This window comes from Streptomyces sp. NPDC054847 (genome assembly GCF_053610925.1).
This window is the reverse complement of the sequence record NZ_JBSGZJ010000103.1, coordinates 1-18,175: the sequence shown is the minus strand read 5'-3', so window position 1 is coordinate 18,175 and position 18,175 is coordinate 1. Positions and strand designations below refer to the sequence as shown.

Annotated in this window: 17 protein-coding genes; 15 read left to right on the top strand and 2 right to left on the bottom strand. The window is 71.3% G+C overall.

The window, feature by feature from the left end; genetic code table 11:
- The first annotated feature begins 232 nt into the window (after window positions 1-232).
- Window positions 233-877 (top strand): vitamin K epoxide reductase family protein, encoded by a 645-nt coding sequence (locus ACWGH4_RS13780; protein ID WP_453459737.1) that lies wholly within the window; start codon window positions 233-235, stop codon window positions 875-877.
- Between the two features lie 42 nt (window positions 878-919).
- On the top strand, window positions 920-2,278 hold the full coding sequence (locus ACWGH4_RS13775) for an AAA family ATPase (protein ID WP_441265294.1): 1,359 nt from the start codon (window positions 920-922) through the stop codon (window positions 2,276-2,278).
- Between the two features lie 6 nt (window positions 2,279-2,284).
- Here ACWGH4_RS13775 and ACWGH4_RS13770 read toward each other — a convergent pair whose 3' ends face one another.
- Window positions 2,285-2,980 carry a DUF2470 domain-containing protein gene (locus ACWGH4_RS13770; protein WP_453459733.1) on the bottom strand — a complete coding sequence of 232 codons (696 nt, stop codon included), beginning with the start codon at window positions 2,978-2,980 and terminating at the stop codon, window positions 2,285-2,287.
- Between the two features lie 188 nt (window positions 2,981-3,168).
- On the opposite strand from ACWGH4_RS13770, the gene rpsD reads away from it, so the two are divergent.
- Window positions 3,169-3,783, top strand: a complete 615-nt coding sequence (gene rpsD, locus ACWGH4_RS13765) for a 30S ribosomal protein S4 (protein ID WP_005319815.1) — start codon at window positions 3,169-3,171, stop codon at window positions 3,781-3,783.
- A 52-nt stretch (window positions 3,784-3,835) separates the two neighbouring features.
- Here the strand turns inward: rpsD and ACWGH4_RS13760 are convergent, their stop codons facing one another.
- Window positions 3,836-5,980 carry an ATP-binding protein gene (locus tag ACWGH4_RS13760; protein ID WP_453459729.1) on the bottom strand — a complete coding sequence of 715 codons (2,145 nt, stop codon included), beginning with the start codon at window positions 5,978-5,980 and terminating at the stop codon, window positions 3,836-3,838.
- A gap of 159 nt (window positions 5,981-6,139) precedes the next feature.
- Here ACWGH4_RS13760 and ACWGH4_RS13755 point away from each other — a divergent pair, with 159 nt between their 5' ends.
- From ACWGH4_RS13755 to ACWGH4_RS13700, 12 genes are all read left to right on the top strand, one after another.
- Window positions 6,140-6,571, top strand: a complete 432-nt coding sequence (locus tag ACWGH4_RS13755) for a DUF948 domain-containing protein (protein ID WP_441265291.1) — start codon at window positions 6,140-6,142, stop codon at window positions 6,569-6,571.
- Between the two features lie 6 nt (window positions 6,572-6,577).
- Window positions 6,578-6,991, top strand: a complete 414-nt coding sequence (locus tag ACWGH4_RS13750) for a hypothetical protein (protein WP_453459726.1) — start codon at window positions 6,578-6,580, stop codon at window positions 6,989-6,991.
- Complete coding sequence (alaS, locus tag ACWGH4_RS13745; protein WP_453459723.1) at window positions 6,991-9,660, top strand: alanine--tRNA ligase; 2,670 nt, start codon at window positions 6,991-6,993, stop codon at window positions 9,658-9,660. The genes ACWGH4_RS13750 and alaS overlap by 1 nt, the downstream gene beginning before the upstream one ends.
- Before the next feature lie 17 nt (window positions 9,661-9,677).
- Window positions 9,678-10,142: a Holliday junction resolvase RuvX gene (gene ruvX, locus ACWGH4_RS13740; protein ID WP_453459720.1), complete on the top strand. Its 465-nt coding sequence runs from the start codon at window positions 9,678-9,680 to the stop codon at window positions 10,140-10,142.
- Between the two features lie 102 nt (window positions 10,143-10,244).
- Window positions 10,245-12,071 (top strand): endolytic transglycosylase MltG, encoded by a 1,827-nt coding sequence (mltG, locus tag ACWGH4_RS13735; protein WP_453459717.1) that lies wholly within the window; start codon window positions 10,245-10,247, stop codon window positions 12,069-12,071.
- Entirely contained in the window at window positions 12,071-12,898 is an 828-nt protein-coding gene (locus tag ACWGH4_RS13730; protein WP_453459713.1) for a shikimate dehydrogenase, read from the top strand. Before mltG ends, ACWGH4_RS13730 begins: the two co-directional genes overlap by 1 nt.
- A gap of 51 nt (window positions 12,899-12,949) precedes the next feature.
- Window positions 12,950-13,453, top strand: a complete 504-nt coding sequence (locus tag ACWGH4_RS13725; RefSeq protein ID WP_453459710.1) for a hypothetical protein — start codon at window positions 12,950-12,952, stop codon at window positions 13,451-13,453.
- 176 nt (window positions 13,454-13,629) lie between these two features.
- Window positions 13,630-14,814 carry a chorismate synthase gene (aroC, locus tag ACWGH4_RS13720; RefSeq protein ID WP_441265284.1) on the top strand — a complete coding sequence of 395 codons (1,185 nt, stop codon included), beginning with the start codon at window positions 13,630-13,632 and terminating at the stop codon, window positions 14,812-14,814.
- Entirely contained in the window at window positions 14,811-15,326 is a 516-nt protein-coding gene (locus ACWGH4_RS13715) for a shikimate kinase (protein ID WP_441265283.1), read from the top strand. The genes aroC and ACWGH4_RS13715 overlap by 4 nt, the downstream gene beginning before the upstream one ends.
- The gene (aroB, locus tag ACWGH4_RS13710; protein ID WP_441265282.1) at window positions 15,323-16,417 is read left to right on the top strand and encodes a 3-dehydroquinate synthase; all 1,095 of its coding nucleotides are present in this window, start codon (window positions 15,323-15,325) and stop codon (window positions 16,415-16,417) included. Before ACWGH4_RS13715 ends, aroB begins: the two co-directional genes overlap by 4 nt.
- Window positions 16,414-16,854, top strand: a complete 441-nt coding sequence (locus ACWGH4_RS13705) for a type II 3-dehydroquinate dehydratase (protein WP_453459705.1) — start codon at window positions 16,414-16,416, stop codon at window positions 16,852-16,854. Before aroB ends, ACWGH4_RS13705 begins: the two co-directional genes overlap by 4 nt.
- Before the next feature lie 169 nt (window positions 16,855-17,023).
- Window positions 17,024-17,902 (top strand): Pro-rich N-terminal domain-containing protein, encoded by an 879-nt coding sequence (locus ACWGH4_RS13700; protein ID WP_453459702.1) that lies wholly within the window; start codon window positions 17,024-17,026, stop codon window positions 17,900-17,902.
- Window positions 17,903-18,175: the final 273 nt, after the last annotated feature.

The window sequence follows — 18,175 nt, the reverse complement described above, 5'->3', positions numbered from 1 at the left end:
CGCCGAGGCCGTCACCCGCCTGCGCCGCCGGCTCGCCTGAGCCCCCGCGCGGTCGGGCCTGAACCGGCGGACGGGGGGGCCCGGGGCGGCCCCGGGCCCCGGGCCCCCGCTCTGTTACGGGCCCGGCGGCCCGGCCGGAGCGGATCTTCCTTATCCGGATCGAACGGAGAAGATCCGTACCGGTGCGGCAGAATGGCCGTGCCCAACAGCCCCGGAGCGATGGAACGGCGAAATGACGAGTGCAGCGGCCAAAGACGTGTCCCCCGACGAGGAGGCACCCGGTGGGCGCAGGGTCGGCGCAAGCAGGGCCTTCGCCTGGCTGCTCGTCGTCACCGGCGCCGCCGGTGTGCTGGCCGCGTGGGTCATCACGATCGACAAGTTCAAGATCCTCGAGGCGAAGATCGCCGGCACCACCTTCACCCCGGGGTGCAGCCTCAACCCGGTGGTCTCCTGCGGCAGCGTCATGGAGAGCGACCAGGCCGCGGCCTTCGGCTTTCCCAACCCGATGCTCGGACTGGTGACCTACGGCATCGTGGTCTGCGTCGGCATGAGCCTGCTCGCCGGTGCCCGGTTCCGCCGCTGGTACTGGCTGACCTTCAACGCGGGCACCCTCTTCGGCGTCGGCTTCTGCACCTGGCTGATGCAGCAGTCGCTGTACGAGATCAACGCGCTGTGCCTGTGGTGCTGCCTGGCCTGGGTCGCCACGATCTTCATGTTCTGGTACGTGACCTCGCACAACGTCCGCCACGGGCTGCTGCCCGCGCCGTCCTGGCTGCGCGGCTTCCTCGACGAGTTCACCTGGGTGCTGCCCGTCCTGCACACCGGCGTGATCGGCATGCTGATCCTGACCCGCTGGTGGGACTTCTGGACCTCCTGACCGGATCCGGCGCTGTCAGTGGGCTGACATAGGCTTCACAGCGTGGAGCCCGACCTCTTTACCGCCGCAGCCGAAGAACGCCAGGAGAAGGACCCGACCAGCAGTCCACTGGCGGTCCGGATGCGCCCGCGCATCCTCGACGAGGTCGTCGGCCAGCGGCATCTGCTCAAGCCCGGTTCACCGCTGCGCCGCCTGGTCGGCGAAGGCGGCGGGGGAGGGCCGGCCGGCGTCTCGTCCGTGATCCTCTGGGGCCCGCCCGGCACGGGCAAGACCACGCTGGCTTATGTGGTCTCCAAGGCGACGAACAAGCGCTTCGTCGAGCTCTCCGCGATCACCGCGGGCGTCAAGGAGGTCCGGGCCGTCATCGAGGGCGCCAAGCGCGCGGCGGGCGGCTTCGGCAAGGAGACCGTCCTCTTCCTCGACGAGATCCACCGCTTCTCCAAGGCCCAGCAGGACTCGCTGCTGCCCGCGGTCGAGAACCGCTGGGTCACGCTGATCGCCGCCACTACCGAGAATCCGTACTTCTCGGTGATCTCCCCGCTGCTCTCCCGTTCGCTGCTGCTCACCCTGGAGCCGCTGACCGACGACGACGTCCGCGGCCTGTTGCGCCGGGCGCTCACCGAGGAGCGGGGACTCGGCGGTGCCGTGTCGCTCCCCGAGGAGGCGGAGGCGCATCTGCTGCGCATCGCGGGCGGCGATGCCCGCCGGGCGCTGACGGCCCTGGAGGCCGCGGCCGGTGCGGCCCTCGACAAGGGCGAGGACGGGATCAGCCTGGTGACCGTGGAGGAGACGGTCGACCGGGCGGCGGTGAAGTACGACCGCGACGGCGACCAGCACTACGACGTCGCCAGCGCGCTCATCAAGTCGATCCGTGGTTCCGACGTGGACGCGGCACTGCACTATCTGGCGCGGATGATCGAGGCGGGGGAGGACCCGCGGTTCATCGCCCGGCGGCTGATGATCTCGGCCAGCGAGGACATCGGTCTGGCGGATCCGACCGCGCTGCCGACGGCGGTGGCGGCGGCCCAGGCCGTCGCCATGATCGGTTTCCCCGAGGCGGCGCTGACCCTCAGCCATGCCACGATCGCCCTCGCGCTCGCCCCCAAGTCGAACGCGGCGACGACGGCGATCTCCGCGGCCCAGCAGGACGTGCGCAACGGCCTGGCCGGCCCGGTCCCGCGTCATCTGCGTGACGGCCACTACAAGGGGGCCGCGAAACTGGGCCACGCCCAGGGCTACGTCTATCCGCACGACGTCCCCGGCGGTATCGCGGCCCAGCAGTACGCACCGGACGCCGTCCACGGCAAGCGTTACTACGAACCGACGCGGTACGGCGCGGAGGCGCGGTACGCGGACGTCGTGGAGAAGGTGCGTGCGCGCCTGCGCGGCGAGGAGGACTGAGCGGCGTCAGAGGGACGCCGCCTCGAACAGTGTGTGCATCGCGCGGCGCAGCTCGGTCACGTCCGCGACGGGTGCGGGGAAGTCGAAGCGGGCGTCGAAGCAGCGCTCGCCGGTGAACCGCACCCGCAGCCCGAACCGGTCCAGCGCCAGCGGTACCGCTCGCCGTCCTTCCTCGGCGGCTGTTCCTTCCCGCTCGCCGAGCAGTGAGCCCAGGGCCTGCACCTGGTCGCTGTGCGCGGAGTGCAGGTGCTGGAGCAGTTCGGTCTCGTGGGAGACGAGGGGGTCGACGGCCGCGTTCGCGAAATCCTCGGGTTCCACGCGGGCGGTACCCCACAGATCGTCGACGCTCGCCTCGCCGACCTCGAGACGCAGCATCATGTACCCGGGCTCGGCCGCCAGGCCCGGGACGCTGGTCAGCCAGCCGGAGACCCAGGCGCGGCCCCGGATACGGTCGCGCACGGCGACGGGGGCGACGTCGGTGAGCTCCAGTACCGCCGACAGCTCGTCGTCCTGTGCGTGGGTCGCGGCCCGCACGGCGGGCGAGTCGGCGGCGAACAGCAGGAAGACCTCGCCGTCGGTGCCGACCGCCCTGGCGTGGGGGCTCAGCTGCTCCGGCCGGGCGCCCTCCAGCCCCGGGACGAGCAGCACCGCTGAGCATGTACTCTGTACGAGAGTTCGTGTGCGCTCGGCTGCTGACGGCATCCGAGTGATTTCAAGCCCGCTGGGACGCGGCTGACCATGAGCTGATCGGACCTCCGTCACCTCGATGCCCGAAGAGGCATCGGCGTTGTTTGTGCTGTCCGTGATGCGCTTGGTGTTCCCAGGGCGAGACATGCGATCTCCTTGAGTAAGGTGAGCCTAACCTAACCTACAACGGAGGTCTGGAGAACGTGCCTAACCAGTCGCGTCCCAAGGTCAAGAAGTCGCGTGCGCTCGGTATTGCGCTGACGCCGAAGGCCGTCAAGTACTTCGAAGCCCGCCCCTACCCGCCGGGCGAGCACGGCCGTGGCCGCAAGCAGAACTCGGACTACAAGGTCCGTCTGCTCGAGAAGCAGCGCCTGCGTGCGCAGTACGACATCAGCGAGAAGCAGATGGCCCGCGCCTACGACCGCGCGCGCAAGGCCGAGGGCAAGACCGGCGAGGCGCTGGTCGTCGAGCTCGAGCGCCGCCTCGACGCCCTGGTCCTGCGTTCGGGCATCGCCCGCACCATCTACCAGGCCCGTCAGATGGTCGTCCACGGCCACATCGAGGTCAACGGCGGCAAGGTCGACAAGCCGTCCTTCCGCGTCCGTCCCGACGACGTCGTGATGGTCCGCGAGCGCTCCCGCGAGAAGACCCTCTTCCAGGTCGCCCGCGAGGGTGGCTTCGCCGCCGACGGTGAGACCCCGCGCTACCTGCAGGTCAACCTCAAGGCCCTGGCGTTCCGCCTGGACCGCGACCCGCAGCGCAAGGAAGTTCCGGTCATCTGCGACGAGCAGCTCGTCGTCGAGTACTACGCCCGCTGATCCTGGCGGTCCCTCCCGGCACCAGCCGGGGGAGTCGGCCGCTCGCAGCGCTTCAGCCCGCCGCTTCCCCACCGTTCCCGGTGGGGGAGTTGGCGGGCTCCCGCGTTTCCCGGGGCCGTACCCGCTGCGTACCGACCAGCCCCGGCCGGGGGCCGCCGGGCGCCGCGAGCGCACGCTGCACCGCCGCGTCGAGGGAGAGCCCCCGGCCGTCGCGTACGCACTCCTCGAACCGCTCGTCACCCAGCAGCCGTCTCGCCCGCTCCTCGGACAGGGCGCGCGGTGCACCGAAATAGCCGGAGCCGAACAGGGAGGGGCCCACCGAGCCCCAGAGCGTGGCCGCCGCGCCCTGCAGGACCGCGGCCTCCGCCGGATCCCCCTCGCTGGCCGTCACCAGAGCCAGCAGCTCGAGGGCCAGGACCAGACCGACGAGGTCGTTGAACCGGTGGTCGATGGCGACGCACTCGTTCAGCAACTCCCGTGCCCTGTCGTACGTGTTCGACTCCCAGGCCGCGTAGGCGAGCACATAGAGCGCGTACGCGCGGGCCCACTGCTCGCCGTGGTCCTCGCAGACCTCCTTGACGGCCTCGCACAGCGTGACCGCCGCGTCCAGCCGGTCCTGGAAGACCAGCGTCATCGCCAGTTCGACCCGGCCCATCAGGACGTTGCTGTTGAGCTCGCCCAGTTCCTCGTACGAGGCGAGCGCCGAGCGCAGCAGACCCTCGGCGCGCGGCATCTCGTCGGAGAGCAGGGCCAGGCAGCCCTTGCGGTGCCTCGCATAGGCGGCGGCGAGCCGGTCCTGCGCCCGGTCCGCCCGCTCGGCGCACTCGTGCAGCGCGGCCGCCGCGGCCGCCGGGTCGCCCTGCAGGATCGCCACGTAGCCGAGCACCCACAGCGCTTTGAGCCGTGTCTCCTCGTGCCCCGATTCATGGGCGAGGCACCGGTCGAGCCAGTGCCGGCCCTCGGCGAGCCGGCCGCAGCCGACCCAGTAGAACCAGAGGGTCCCTGCCAGATGCCGGCCCAGATGGGCGTCCTCCGGCTGTTCCAGGCACAGTTCGAGCGCCGCCCGCAGATTGGGGAGCGCGCTGTCGGCGCATGCCGCCACCTCCGCCTGACGCGGGCTGAACCATTCCAGTTCGCACCAGGTGGCGAGCCCCATGTACCAGTCGCGGTGCCGTCTGCGCAGCCGCTCCGCGTCGCCGATCGCGCGAAGCCACTCCGCCCCGTACTCCCGGAGCGTGTCCAGCAGGCGGTAACGCAGGCCGGCCGGCGTCTCCTCGCGGCAGACCACGGACTGGGCGACCAGCTCGCCGAGCACGTCGAGGACGCCGTCGGCGGGCAGGTCCGGGCCGGTGCAGATGTACTCGACCGCGTCCAGGTCGAACTGTCCGGCGAAGACCGACAGCCGGGCCCACAGAAGCCGTTCCTCCGGTGAGCACAGCTCATGGCTCCAGCCGACGGCGGTACGCAGGGTGCGATGGCGCGGCAGGGCTCCCCGGCAGCCGCCGGTGAGCAGTCCGAAGCGGTCGTCGAGCCGGTGCAGCAGCTGGTCCAGGGAGAGCGCAGGCAGGCGTCCGGCGGCGAGTTCGAGCGCCAGCGGGATGTTTTCGAGGCGGCGGCACACCTCGAGGACCGCGGGCCGCTCGGCGTCGGTGGCACGGTGGTTCGGCAGCACGGCAGCGGCCCGGGCCTCGAAGAGCGCCGCGGCGTCCTCCTCGGTCATCGAGGCCAGCTCGAAGATCTGCTCCCCGTCGAGCCGCAGCGGTCTGCGGCCCACCGCGAGGACCTGCACCCCGGGAGCGCGGCGCAGCACGTCCCGTAGGAGCTCGGCGCACTCGTCGACGATCTGCTCGAAGCCGTCCACGACGAGCAGCAGGCTGCTGCCCGCGAGTTCGTCGGTCACGACCTCGCGGGGCGGCCTGGAGGTGTGATCGGTGACGCCGAGGCTCTCCGCGAGGGCGTGGGCCAGCAGATCGGGGTCCCGTAACAGGGACAGTTCGCACAGCCGCACTCCGTCGGCGTACCGATTCTGCACGGCCGCCGCGGCGTGCACCGCCAGGCGGGACTTGCCGACGCCGCCCGGTCCGACGACGGTGATCAGACGGGAGCTGTCGAGGGCGCCGATGAGCGCGGACAACTCGTCGTTGCGACCCACGAAACGGTTCAGTTCCGCGGGAAGACTGCTGTGGCGACGTCGCATAGGACACGCAGAGTACTCATGCGTAAGCACTGCGTACAATCGGCCCGGAGAACCGGGCCGGAGCGCGCCAGTAATGCGGTACGGGCCGCCGTCGAGGGCGCGATAGGCTCGGAGGGCGATTTCCCGTACACCCGAAGACGATGCAGAGAGCGGTGCGCAGTGACCGGTGGAGAGGTTGCCGGGATTCTGGTGGCCGTCTTCTGGGCGATCTTGGTCTCCTTCCTCGCCGTGGTGCTCGTGAGGCTGGCCCAGACGCTCAGGGCGACCACCAAACTCGTGGCGGACGTGACCGAACAGGCGGTGCCCCTGCTGGCCGACGCCTCGGCGACCGTGCGCTCCGCGCAGACCCAGCTCGACCGGGTGGACGCCATCGCGACCGACGTCCAGGAGGTCACCTCCAACGCCTCCGCGCTCTCCACGACGGTCGCCTCCACGTTCGGCGGTCCGCTGGTGAAGGTGGCCGCCTTCGGCTACGGCGTCCGCCGTGCCATGAGCCGCAAGGGCGACGACAAGCCCGCCGCGCCGTCGCGCCGTTCGGTGATCGTCGGCCGCACCGTGCCGGCCGCCCGGCGCTGGAACCGGAAGGGCTGAAGCACCATGTTCCGCCGCACGTTCTGGTTCACCGCCGGCGCAGCAGCCGGCGTTTGGGCCACCACCAAGGTCAACCGCAAGCTCAAGCAGCTCACCCCCGAGAGCCTCGCCGCCCAGGCCGCGAACAAGGCCGTCGACGCGGGCCACAAGCTCAAGGACTTCGCGCTCGACGTCCGCGCCGGGATGGTGCAGCGCGAGGGCGAACTCGCCGAGGTACTGGGGCTGCACGCGCCCGTCGACGGCGAGCTGCCGGCCCAGCGGGGGCCGGCAGCGCTCGGGCGGGGAAAGCCCGCGCAGATCACGTACCTGCACGGCGGGAAGCCGGGCGGGAAGTCGCACCGCAAGCATTCGAACACCGAGCAGCCGCCCGGCGAAGAGCCGCACGGCGAGCATTCGTACAACCGGAATGAGGACCACTGATGGAGTCGGCTGAAATCCGCCGCCGCTGGCTGAGCTTCTTCGAGGAGCGCGGGCACACCGTCGTGCCTTCGGCGTCGCTCATCGCGGACGACCCGACTCTGCTCCTCGTCCCCGCGGGCATGGTCCCCTTCAAGCCGTACTTCCTCGGTGAGGTCAAGCCCCCCGCCCCCCGGGTGACCAGCGTGCAGAAGTGCGTGCGCACGCCGGACATCGAAGAGGTCGGCAAGACCACCCGGCACGGCACGTTCTTCCAGATGTGCGGCAACTTCTCGTTCGGTGACTACTTCAAGGAAGGCGCCATCGAGCTCGCCTGGGAGCTGCTCACCAGCCCCCGGGACAAGGGAGGTTACGGCCTCGAGCCGGAGAAGCTCTGGATCACCGTCTACCTCGACGACGACGAGGCCGAGCAGATCTGGCGCGAGAAGATCGGCGTGCCCGCCGAGCGCATCCAGCGCCTCGGCAAGAAGGACAACTTCTGGTCGATGGGCGTCCCCGGCCCCTGCGGACCCTGCTCCGAGATCAACTACGACCGCGGTCCGGAGTTCGGCCCCGAGGGCGGCCCCGCCGTCAACGACGAGCGCTACGTGGAGATCTGGAACCTGGTCTTCATGCAGTACGAGCGCGGCGCCGGCGACGGCAAGGAGGACTTCCCGATCCTCGGGGACCTGCCGAGCAAGAACATCGACACCGGTCTCGGTCTCGAACGCCTTGCCATGATCCTGCAGGGCGTGCAGAACATGTACGAGACCGACACCCTGCGCGTCGTCATGGACAAGGCCACCGAGCTGACCGGCGTCCGCTACGGCGACAAGCACGAGTCCGACGTCTCCATGCGCGTGGTCGCCGACCACATCCGCACCTCCACGATGCTCATCGGCGACGGCGTCACCCCCGGCAACGAGGGCCGCGGCTACGTGCTGCGCCGCATCATGCGCCGAGCCATCCGCAACATGCGGCTCATGGGCGCCACCGGCCCGGTCGTGAAGGACCTCGTCGACGTCGTGATCGACACCATGGGGCAGCAGTACCCGGAGCTGATCACCGACCGCAAGCGGATCGAGACCGTCGCGCTCGCCGAGGAGGCCGCCTTCCTCAAGGCCCTCAAGAGCGGCACCAACATCCTCGACACCGCCGTCACGGAGACCAAGGCCAAGGGCAGCACCGTCCTGCCCGGCGACAAGGCCTTCCTGCTCCATGACACCTGGGGCTTCCCCATCGACCTCACCCTCGAGATGGCCGCCGAGCAGGGCCTGACCGTGGACGAGGACGGTTTCCGCCGCCTGATGAAGGAGCAGCGGGACAAGGCCAAGGCCGACGCCAAGGCCAAGAAGACCGGCCACGCCAACCTCACGGCCTACCGGGAGATCGCCGACACCTCGGGCAACACCGAGTTCACCGGCTACACCTCCACCGAGGGCGAGTCCACCGTCGTCGGCCTGCTCGTCGACGGCGTGTCCTCCCCGGCCGCCTCCGAGGGCGACGAGGTCGAGGTCGTCCTCGACCGCACGCCGTTCTACGCCGAGGGTGGCGGTCAGCTAGCCGACCAGGGCCGGATCAAGCTCCACTCGGGTGCCGTCATCCAGGTCCGTGACGTGCAGCAGCCGGTCCCGGGCGTCAGCGTCCACAAGGGCGTCGTCCAGGTCGGCGAGGTCACCGTGGGCGCCTCCGCCTACGCGATCATCGACGTACGCCGCCGCCGGGCCATCGCCCGCGCCCACAGCGCCACCCACCTGACCCACCAGGCCCTGCGCGACGCCCTCGGCCCGACGGCCGCCCAGGCCGGCTCGGAGAACTCCCCGGGCCGCTTCCGCTTCGACTTCGGTTCGCCGAACGCCGTCCCCGGCACGGTCCTCACCGACGTCGAACAGAAGATCAACGAGGTCCTCGCCCGTGAACTCGACGTGCACGCCGAGGTCATGAGCATCGACGAGGCCAAGAAGCAGGGCGCCATCGCCGAGTTCGGCGAGAAGTACGGCGAGCGGGTCCGCGTCGTGACCATCGGCGACTTCTCCAAGGAGCTGTGCGGCGGCACGCACGTCCACAACACCGCCCAGCTGGGTCTGGTGAAGCTGCTCGGCGAGTCCTCCATCGGCTCCGGCGTGCGCCGGGTCGAGGCCCTCGTCGGCGTCGACGCGTACAACTTCCTCGCCAAGGAGCACACGGTCGTCGCCCAGCTGCAGGAGCTGGTCAAGGGCCGCTCCGAGGAGCTGCCGGAGAAGATCGCCGCCATGCTCGGCAAGCTGAAGGACGCCGAGAAGGAGATCGAGAAGTTCCGCGCGGAGAAGGTGCTCGGCGCCGCCGCCGGGCTCGCCGAGGGCGCCAAGGACGTCCGCGGCGTCGCCCTCGTCACGGGCACCGTCCCGGACGGCACGTCCGCCGACGACCTGCGCAAGCTGGTCCTCGACGTGCGCGGCCGTATCCCCGCCGACCGGCCCGCCGTGGTGGCGCTGTTCACCGTGGCCAACGACCGCCCGCTGACCGTGGTCGCCACCAACGAGGCCGCCCGCGAGCGCGGCCTCAAGGCCGGTGACCTGGTCCGTACCGCCGCCAAGACGCTCGGCGGAGGCGGCGGCGGCAAGCCCGACGTCGCCCAGGGCGGCGGCCAGAACCCGGACGCCATCGGTGACGCCGTGGCCGCCGTCGAGCGCCTCGTCGCCGAGACCGCGTGACCGAGGACAGGCCGCAGATGCGCCGCGGACGTCGCCTCGCGATCGACGTCGGGGACGCCCGGATCGGGGTCGCCTCGTGCGACCCCGACGGGCTCCTCGCCACGCCGGTGGAGACCGTGCCGGGACGTGACGTCCCGGCCGCCCACCGGCGGCTGCGCCAGCTGGTGGAGGAGTACGAGCCGATCGAGGTCGTGGTCGGCCTGCCCCGCTCGCTCAGCGGACGGGAAGGGCCGGCGGCCAAGAAGATCCGGAGCTTCGCGCAGACACTCGCACAGGGCGTCAATCCGGTGCCCGTCCGGTTGGTCGACGAGAGGATGACCACAGTGACGGCCACTCAGGGACTGCGTGCTTCGGGCGTGAAGTCCAAAAAGGGCAGGTCCGTCATCGACCAGGCTGCCGCTGTGGTGATCCTTCAGAACGCTCTGGAGTCCGAACGGACGTCAGGCAATGCCCCGGGAGAGGGCGTCGAACCGATTGTCTGATCGCGATACGGTAACGTTCCGCGCGATGCGGCGGTGTTCGAACAGCCGCCGCACAGAAAAGAGGCGGAACGTTCCGCGCCGTCTCGCGGCCCTAGGGGATCGATGACTGAGTATGGCCGGGGCCCCGGCTCCGAACCGTGGCACCCTGAGGACCCTTTGTACGGGGATCAGGGGTGGGGAGGACAGCAGCCCGCGGCCGGTCATGCTCCGCACGGAGGCGATCCGCAGCAGCAGTACCCGCAGGCGCAGCAGGGCCAGTACGACACGGGGCAGGGCCAGTACCCCCAGGGCCAGTACGACACGGGGCAGGGCCAGTACCCCCAGGGCCAGTACGACACCGGGCAGGGCCAGTACCACACGGGGCAGGGCCAGTACGCCCAGGGCCAGTACGCCCAGGGCCAGTACGACACCGGCCAGGGCCAGTACCACGACCCGTACCAGCAGGGCGGTCAGCAGCAGTACCAGGATCCGTACCAGCAGCAGCCCCGGAACCAGCAGCCACAGCAGCACCACGACGGCGGCGGCTGGGACACCGGTCAGCACTCCGCGGCGCCGTACGGCTCCGACCCGTCGGCCACCTACGGCGGCGAGCCCGCCGGGTACGCCACCCGCCAGGAAGCCGACTACTACGGCACGCCCGACGCCTACCCGCCGCCGCAGCCGCCCGGCCGGCGCCGCGCGGAGCCCGAGCCGGCCACCGACTGGGACGCCGAAGCCGCACAGGAGGAGACCCACCCCTTCTTCACCGGCGACGACAGCCGCGACGAGGACGACGGCCACGACGAAGAGGCGCGGGGCGGCGGCGAAGGCGGCGGGCGCGACCGCCGTGGCAAGGGGACCAAGAAGAAGGGCAGCCGCAACGGCCTGGCATGCCTGGTGGTCGCCGCGGTCCTCGTGGGCGGCCTCGGGACCGTCGGCTACTTCGGCTACCAGTTCGTTCAGGGCCAGTTCGGTGAGCCGGAGGACTTCGAGGGCACCGGTGTCGGCGCGACCGTCGAGGTGACGATCCCCAAGGGCGCCACGGGCAGCGAGATCGGGAACATCCTCAAGGAACTCGGCGTGGTCAAGAGCGTCGATGCGTTCGTCTCCGCTCAGGCCAAGAATCCCAAGGGCGGCACCATCCAGGACGGCGTCTACGTCCTGAAGAAGGAGCAGTCGGCCAAGAGCGCGGTCGAGTCGATGCTCAACCCCGCCAGCCGCAACAACCTGACGATCCCCGAGGGCACCCGCAACGCCGCCGTCTACACGTCGATAGACAAGAAACTCAACCTCAAGCCGGGAACGACGGAGTCGGTCGCGGAGGCCAAGGCCGACAGTCTCGGGCTGCCCGACTGGGCGAAGAACCACAAGGACGTCAAGGACCCGCTCGAGGGCTTCCTCTTCCCTGCCGCCTACCCGGTCTCGAAGGGCGACAAGCCGGAGGCGATCCTCAAGAAGATGGTCGCCCGTGCCAACCAGGAGTACGAGAAGGCCGGCCTCGAGTCCAAGGCGAAGGGCCTCGGCCTCGAGAACCCGTGGGAGCTGCTCACGCTGGCCAGCCTGGTCCAGGTCGAGGGCAAGACGCACGACGACTTCCGCAAGATGTCCGAGGTCATCTACAACCGTCTCAAGCCCGAGAACACCGAGACGAACCAACTGCTCCAGTTCGACTCCGCCTTCAACTACCTCAAGGGACAGAGCAAGATCGACATCTCTGAGGACGAGATCAACAGCAACCAGGACCCGTACAACACGTACACCCAGCGGGGTCTGACCCCGGGGCCCATCAGCAACCCGGGCAACGAGGCCCTGACGGCGGCCCTCAACCCGACGGACGACGGCTGGCTGTACTTCGTGGCCACGGACGGCATGAACAAGACCGAGTTCGCGAAGACGCTCGCCGAGCACCAGAAGCTGGTGGACAAGTTCAACGACTCGCGGGGCAACTGATGGCGCCGCCCCGCCGGGCGGCCGTCCTCGGCTCGCCCATCGCGCACTCGCTGTCCCCGGTGCTGCACCGCGCCGCCTACGCCGAACTCGGCCTCGACGACTGGTCCTACGACCGGTTCGAGGTCGACGAGGCCACCCTGCCGGACTTCGTCGCGGAGCTCGACGCGTCATGGGCCGGCCTGTCGCTGACGATGCCGCTCAAGCGGGCGATCATCCCGCTGCTCGACGGGATCAGTGACACCGCTGCTTCCGTCGAGGCCGTCAACACCGTCGTGTTCACCGACGACGGCCGCCGGGTCGGCGACAACACCGACATCCCCGGCATGATCGCGGCGCTGCGCGAGCGAGGCGTCGAGACGGTGGACTCCGCCGCGATCCTCGGCGCCGGGGCCACCGCCTCCTCCGCGGTCGCCGCCCTGGCGCGTGTCTGCACCGGCCCGGTGACGGCGTACGTGCGCAGCGAGGCGCGGGCCGCCGAGATGCGCGGCTGGGGCGAGCGACTGGGCGTGGACGTCCGCACCGCCGACTGGTCGGCGGCGGCCGAGGCACTGCACGCGCCCCTCGTGATCGCCACCACGCCTGCCGGCACGACCGACGCCCTCGCGGCCGAGGTCCCGGCCGCGCCCGGCACCCTCTTCGACGTGCTCTACGACCCGTGGCCGACGGTCCTGGCGGCTGCCTGGTCGGGCAACGGTGGCGGGGTCGTGGGTGGACTCGACCTCCTGGTGCACCAGGCGGTGTTCCAGGTCGAGCAGATGACGGGCCGCTCACCCGCGCCGCTACGGGCGATGCGGACCGCTGGCGAAGACGCGCTCCGAGCCCGCTAGGATCGGCGCGTTCGATCAGGGGCACGTCAACAGCACAGGGGGAGCCCGGCCATGGAAACCGGTCAGCCGCAGGCGTCGATCGCCAAGAACATCTTCGAGGGCATCGTCTCGTTCCTGCCCGACTGGCTGCAGATCCCGATCATCTGCCTGATCATCCTGCTGGTCCTCCTCGGCTGGGTGTCCTCGATCCGCAAGAAGATCGCCCGGCGCCGCGCCGCGCGCAACCCTCAGCCCGTGCCCGTGGCACCCGGCAACCAGGGCAGCGGTGCTGACTTCCTCGGCCCGTACGCCCCTGCCCAGCAGGCCCCGCAGCAGCCCAGCGGTGCCGCGTTCCTCGGCCCGTACGCCCCTGGCCAGCAGGCCCAGCAGGCTTCGCAGCAGCCCAGCGGCGCCGACTTCCTCGGCCCGCAGGCCCCCGCCCAGCAGGCCCCGCAGCAGCCCAGCGGCGCCGACTTCCTCGGCCCGCAGGCCCCCGCCCAGCAGGCCCCGCAGCAGCCCAGCGGCGCCGACTACCTGGGGGCGTACGCGCCCCAGCAGCGCCGCGACGGCGTCTGACCGGCTCGGGACCGGCTGTCCACGGGCGTCCGCCAGGTGGACCGGTGGCCGGGAGCGGGGTGTGGACGTGGGAGGATCGAGGGAGGCGGGCCAGGGTCGCGCCTCCCCGGCCGCTGCCGGGAGGTTTCCCCAGGCCGACGCCGTCGCAGTTCCACGCGCGAGCATGAGGAGCACCGTTGAGCAGGTTGCGTTGGCTGACCGCGGGCGAGTCGCACGGACCCGCACTGGTGGCGACGCTGGAGGGTCTTCCCGCCGGTGTGCCGATCACCACCGACATGGTGGCGGACCACCTCGCGAGGCGGCGCCTCGGTTACGGTCGCGGTGCCCGGATGAAGTTCGAACGCGACGAGGTCACCTTCATCGGCGGTGTGCGCCACGGACTGACCATGGGCTCGCCGGTGGCGGTCATGGTCGGCAACACCGAGTGGCCGAAGTGGGAGAAGGTCATGGCGGCCGACCCCGTCGACCCCGACGAGCTTGCCCAGCTGGCCCGTAACGCCCCTCTGACACGGCCCCGGCCCGGTCACGCCGACCTCGCCGGCATGCAGAAGTACGCGCTCGAAGAGGCCCGCCCGATCCTGGAGCGCGCGAGCGCCCGTGAGACCGCGGCCCGGGTCGCCCTGGGCGCGGTGGCCCGTTCGTACCTGAAGGAGACGACGGGCATCGAGATCGTCTCCCACGTGGTCGAGCTGGCCGCGGCCAAGGCCCCGTACGGTGTCGTTCCCGTCCCCGCCGACGAGGAGCGCCTGGACGCCGACCCGGTCCGCTGCCTGGACGCCGACGCGAGCAAGGCGATGGTCGCCGAGATCGACCAGGCCCACAAGGACGGCGACACCCTCGGCGGCGTGGTGGAGGTCCTCGCGTACAACGTGCCGGTCGGCCTCGGCTCGCACGTCCACTGGGACCGCAGGCTCGACGCGCGTCTCGCCGCGGCCCTCATGGGCATCCAGGCCATCAAGGGCGTCGAGGTCGGCGACGGCTTCGAGCTCGCCCGCGTACCCGGCTCCAAGGCGCACGACGAGATCGTTCCCACCGACGAGGGCATCCGCCGCACGTCCGGCCGGTCCGGCGGCACCGAGGGCGGCATGTCCACCGGTGAGCTGCTGCGCGTCCGCGCCGCGATGAAGCCCATTGCGACCGTGCCGCGCGCCCTGCGGACCATCGACGTGGAGACCGGCGAGCCCGCGGCCGCCCACCACCAGCGTTCCGACGTCTGCGCGGTGCCCGCCGCGGGGATCGTCGCCGAGGCGATGGTGGCGCTGGTCCTCGCCGACGCCGTCGCCGAGAAGTTCGGTGGCGACAGCGTCACGGAGACCCGCCGCAACGTCCGCTCGTACCTCGACAACCTGCACATCCGATGAGCGCCCCGCTGATCGTCCTCGTCGGGCCGATGGGCTCGGGCAAGTCCACGGTCGGCGAGCTGCTCGCCGGCCGGCTCGGCGTGGCCTTCCGGGACACCGACGCGGACATCGTCGCCGCCGAGGGCCGCGAGATCTCCGACATCTTCGTCGAGGACGGCGAGGACCACTTCCGTGACCTAGAGCGCGCGGCCGTCCGGTCCGCCCTCGCGGAGCACCCGGGCGTGCTCGCCCTCGGGGGCGGCGCGATCCTCGACGAGGGGACCCGCGCGCTGCTCACCGGCCTGCCCGTCGCCTACCTGTCGATGGACGTGGAAGAGGCGGTGAAGCGCGTCGGGCTGAACACGGCCCGCCCGCTGCTCGCCGTCAACCCCCGCCGGCAGTGGCGCGAGCTGATGGACGCCCGCCGGCCTCTCTACAACGAAGTGGCCCGCGTCGTCGTGGCCACCGACGACCGCACGCCCGAAGAGGTCGCGCAGGCGGTCCTCGACGCACTGGAGCTGAAGGACGCATGACTGACCAGGCAGTGACCCGTATCCAGGTCGGCGGAACGGCCGGTACGGACCCGTACGAGGTGCTGGTCGGCCGGCAGCTGCTCGGCGAACTGCCGGGCCTGATCGGGACCAGGGCCCAGCGGGTGGCGGTGCTCCACCCCGAGGCGCTCGCGGAGACCGGTGAGGCGCTGCGCGCGGACCTCGCGGACCAGGGCTACGAGGCCGTCGCGATCCAGGTGCCCAACGCGGAGGAGGCCAAGACCGTCGAGGTCGCGGCGTACTGCTGGAAGGCGCTCGGCCAGACCGGTTTCACCCGCACGGACGTCATCGTCGGCGTCGGCGGCGGCGCCACGACCGACCTCGCCGGGTTCGTCGCGGCGAGCTGGCTGCGCGGCGTGCGCTGGATCGCCGTCCCGACGACCGTGCTCGGCATGGTGGACGCGGCCGTGGGCGGAAAGACCGGCATCAACACCGCGGAGGGCAAGAACCTCGTCGGTGCGTTCCACCCGCCGGCCGGTGTGCTGTGCGACCTGGCGGCGCTCGACTCGCTGCCGGTCAACGACTACGTCAGCGGCATGGCGGAGATCATCAAGGCCGGCTTCATCGCCGACCCGGTCATCCTCGACCTCGTCGAGGCCGACCCGCAGGGCGCCCGCACGCCCGCCGGTCCGCACACCGCCGAGCTGATCGTGCGCTCCATCCAGGTCAAGGCCGACGTCGTCTCCAGCGACCTCAAGGAGTCCGGACTCCGCGAGATCCTGAACTACGGGCACACCCTGGCGCACGCCATCGAGAAGAACGAGCGCTACAAGTGGCGGCACGGCGCGGCCGTCTCCGTCGGCATGGTCTTCGCCGCGGAACTCGGCCGTCTCGCCGGACGGCTGGACGACGCCACCGCCGACCGGCACCGCACGGTCCTCGAGTCCGTCGGGCTCCCGCTGACCTACCGCGGCGACCAGTGGCCCAAGCTGCTGGAGACCATGAAGGTCGACAAGAAGTCCCGCGGCAACCTGCTGCGCTTCATCGTCCTCGACGGCCTGGCCAAGCCGACCGTGCTCGAGGGCCCCGACCCGGCCGTCCTGCTCGCCGCCTACGGCGAGGTCTCCGCGTGACCCGCCGGGTGCTCGTGCTCAACGGCCCCAACCTCGGCCGCCTCGGCTCCCGCGAGCCGGACGTCTACGGCGCGACCTCCTACGCCGGTCTGGTGGAAACCTGCCAGGCCCTCGGCAAGGAGCTCGGCTTCGATGTCGACGTGCGCGAGACGAACGACGAGGGCGAGATGATCCGCTGGCTGCACGAGGCCGCGGACGGTTCAATTCCGGTCGTTCTGAACCCCGGTGCCTTCACGCACTACTCGTACGGGATGCGCGACGCCGCCGCCCAGCGCACGGCCCCGCTCATCGAGGTGCACATCTCCAACCCGTACACCCGCGAGGCCTTCCGCCACACCTCCGTGGTGGCCGCGGTCGCCAGCGGCACGGTGGCCGGCTTCGGCATCGGCTCCTACCGGCTCGCGCTGCGCGCGCTGGCGGAGGAACTCGACGGCTGACGCGCCGCCGCGTGGAGCAGGGCACTTCGAGCCGCCCTGGGTCGTTGTCGCTACGGCGGCCGGGCCCGGTCGCACATCCGAGCGGCACCGGGAGGGTACCGTTCGGTAGCACGACGGCCGTGTCGGCCGTCCGACAGAGCGTCAGTCGTACGAGACGGAGTGGCACCGGATGCAGCACGCAGTGGGGGCTCCGCTGCCGCCGCCCCACGGACCGGGGCAGGGACCGACCGGATGGATACACGGTGCGCAGCACCCGGGCCCCGGGCTTCCCGCGGGGCCGCCACCGCCACCGCCGGCGGCGCCCGCCGGCCCTCCGCCGCCACCGCCGCAGGGCTCCCCGGCGGGGCCCTCGGCGCCTCCCGGCCGGCCCGGCCCGGCACTGCACGGCGCCCCGCCGCAGCCCTCCCGCGAGACGACGGGCCACATCCAGCTCCCGCCCGGCGGGCCGGTCCCCATACCCGCCCCGCCCCCGGCGGACAGCGGCACCGGCACGGCCATGCTCGCCGTGCTGCTGATCGGCCCGGCCGGCGCCGGAAAGACCACGGTTGCCCGCCACTGGGCCAACCACCGCCGGGTGCCGACGGCGCACATCAGCCTCGACGACGTCCGGGAATGGGTGTGCTCCGGCTTCGCCGACCCCCAGTCCGGCTGGAACGACAACTCCGAGGCCCAGTACCGCCTCGCCCGCCGCACCTGCGGCTTCGCCGCCCGTAACTTCCTGGCCAACGGGATCTCCTGCATCCTCGACGACGCGGTCTTCCCCGACCGCCCCGCCGTCGGCCTCGGCGGCTGGAAACGCCATGTCGGCCCCGGCCTGCTGCCGGTGGTGCTCCTGCCCGGCCTCGAGATCGTCCTCGAACGCAACGCGGAGCGCAGCGGCAACCGACGCCTGTCGGACGAGGAGGTCGCCGGCATCCACGGGCGAATGGCCGGGTGGTACGGATCGGGCCTGCCGATCATCGACAACTCGAAGTACGACGTGGAGACGACGGCGCGCGTCCTCGACGACGTACTGGCACGGGCGATCGCGAGCCCTCCGAGCTGGTAGGCGGGTCGGGGTGCCGCCGCCTGCGGCGGGCTGTCCCCTACCCTCCCTACGGCCCGGCGGCCATGGGGGCCAGCTCCTTGAAACCGGGGCAGGCCCCGGCGCCCCGTACCGCCCTGCGGGGGCGTACCGCGCTTCGCGCGGTGCCCTCAATCTCCCGCTACGGCCTAGCGGTCGTGGGAGGTGCCGCCGGACGGGCTGGAAGCGCCGCTGCGCGGCTTCCGCCCGACCTGCGGCTCAGGCCCTCCGCCGGACGGGGCCAAATCCAGCCTCGCC

Bases quoted from the DNA above. Each gene is read 5' to 3' on its own strand.
- mltG (WP_453459717.1), top strand. From the start codon at position 10,245: ATGACTGAGTATGGCCGGGGCCCCGGCTCCGAACCGTGGCACCCTGAG.
- ruvX (WP_453459720.1), top strand. From the start codon at position 9,678: ATGCGCCGCGGACGTCGCCTCGCGATCGACGTCGGGGACGCCCGGATC.
- alaS (WP_453459723.1), top strand. From the start codon at position 6,991: ATGGAGTCGGCTGAAATCCGCCGCCGCTGGCTGAGCTTCTTCGAGGAG.
- ACWGH4_RS13715 (WP_441265283.1), top strand. From the start codon at position 14,811: ATGAGCGCCCCGCTGATCGTCCTCGTCGGGCCGATGGGCTCGGGCAAG.
- ACWGH4_RS13770 (WP_453459733.1), bottom strand. From the start codon at position 2,980: ATGCCGTCAGCAGCCGAGCGCACACGAACTCTCGTACAGAGTACATGC.
- ACWGH4_RS13760 (WP_453459729.1), bottom strand. From the start codon at position 5,980: ATGCGACGTCGCCACAGCAGTCTTCCCGCGGAACTGAACCGTTTCGTG.
- ACWGH4_RS13725 (WP_453459710.1), top strand. From the start codon at position 12,950: ATGGAAACCGGTCAGCCGCAGGCGTCGATCGCCAAGAACATCTTCGAG.
- ACWGH4_RS13730 (WP_453459713.1), top strand. From the start codon at position 12,071: ATGGCGCCGCCCCGCCGGGCGGCCGTCCTCGGCTCGCCCATCGCGCAC.
- ACWGH4_RS13700 (WP_453459702.1), top strand. From the start codon at position 17,024: ATGCAGCACGCAGTGGGGGCTCCGCTGCCGCCGCCCCACGGACCGGGG.
- ACWGH4_RS13780 (WP_453459737.1), top strand. From the start codon at position 233: ATGACGAGTGCAGCGGCCAAAGACGTGTCCCCCGACGAGGAGGCACCC.
- aroB (WP_441265282.1), top strand. From the start codon at position 15,323: ATGACTGACCAGGCAGTGACCCGTATCCAGGTCGGCGGAACGGCCGGT.
- ACWGH4_RS13750 (WP_453459726.1), top strand. From the start codon at position 6,578: ATGTTCCGCCGCACGTTCTGGTTCACCGCCGGCGCAGCAGCCGGCGTT.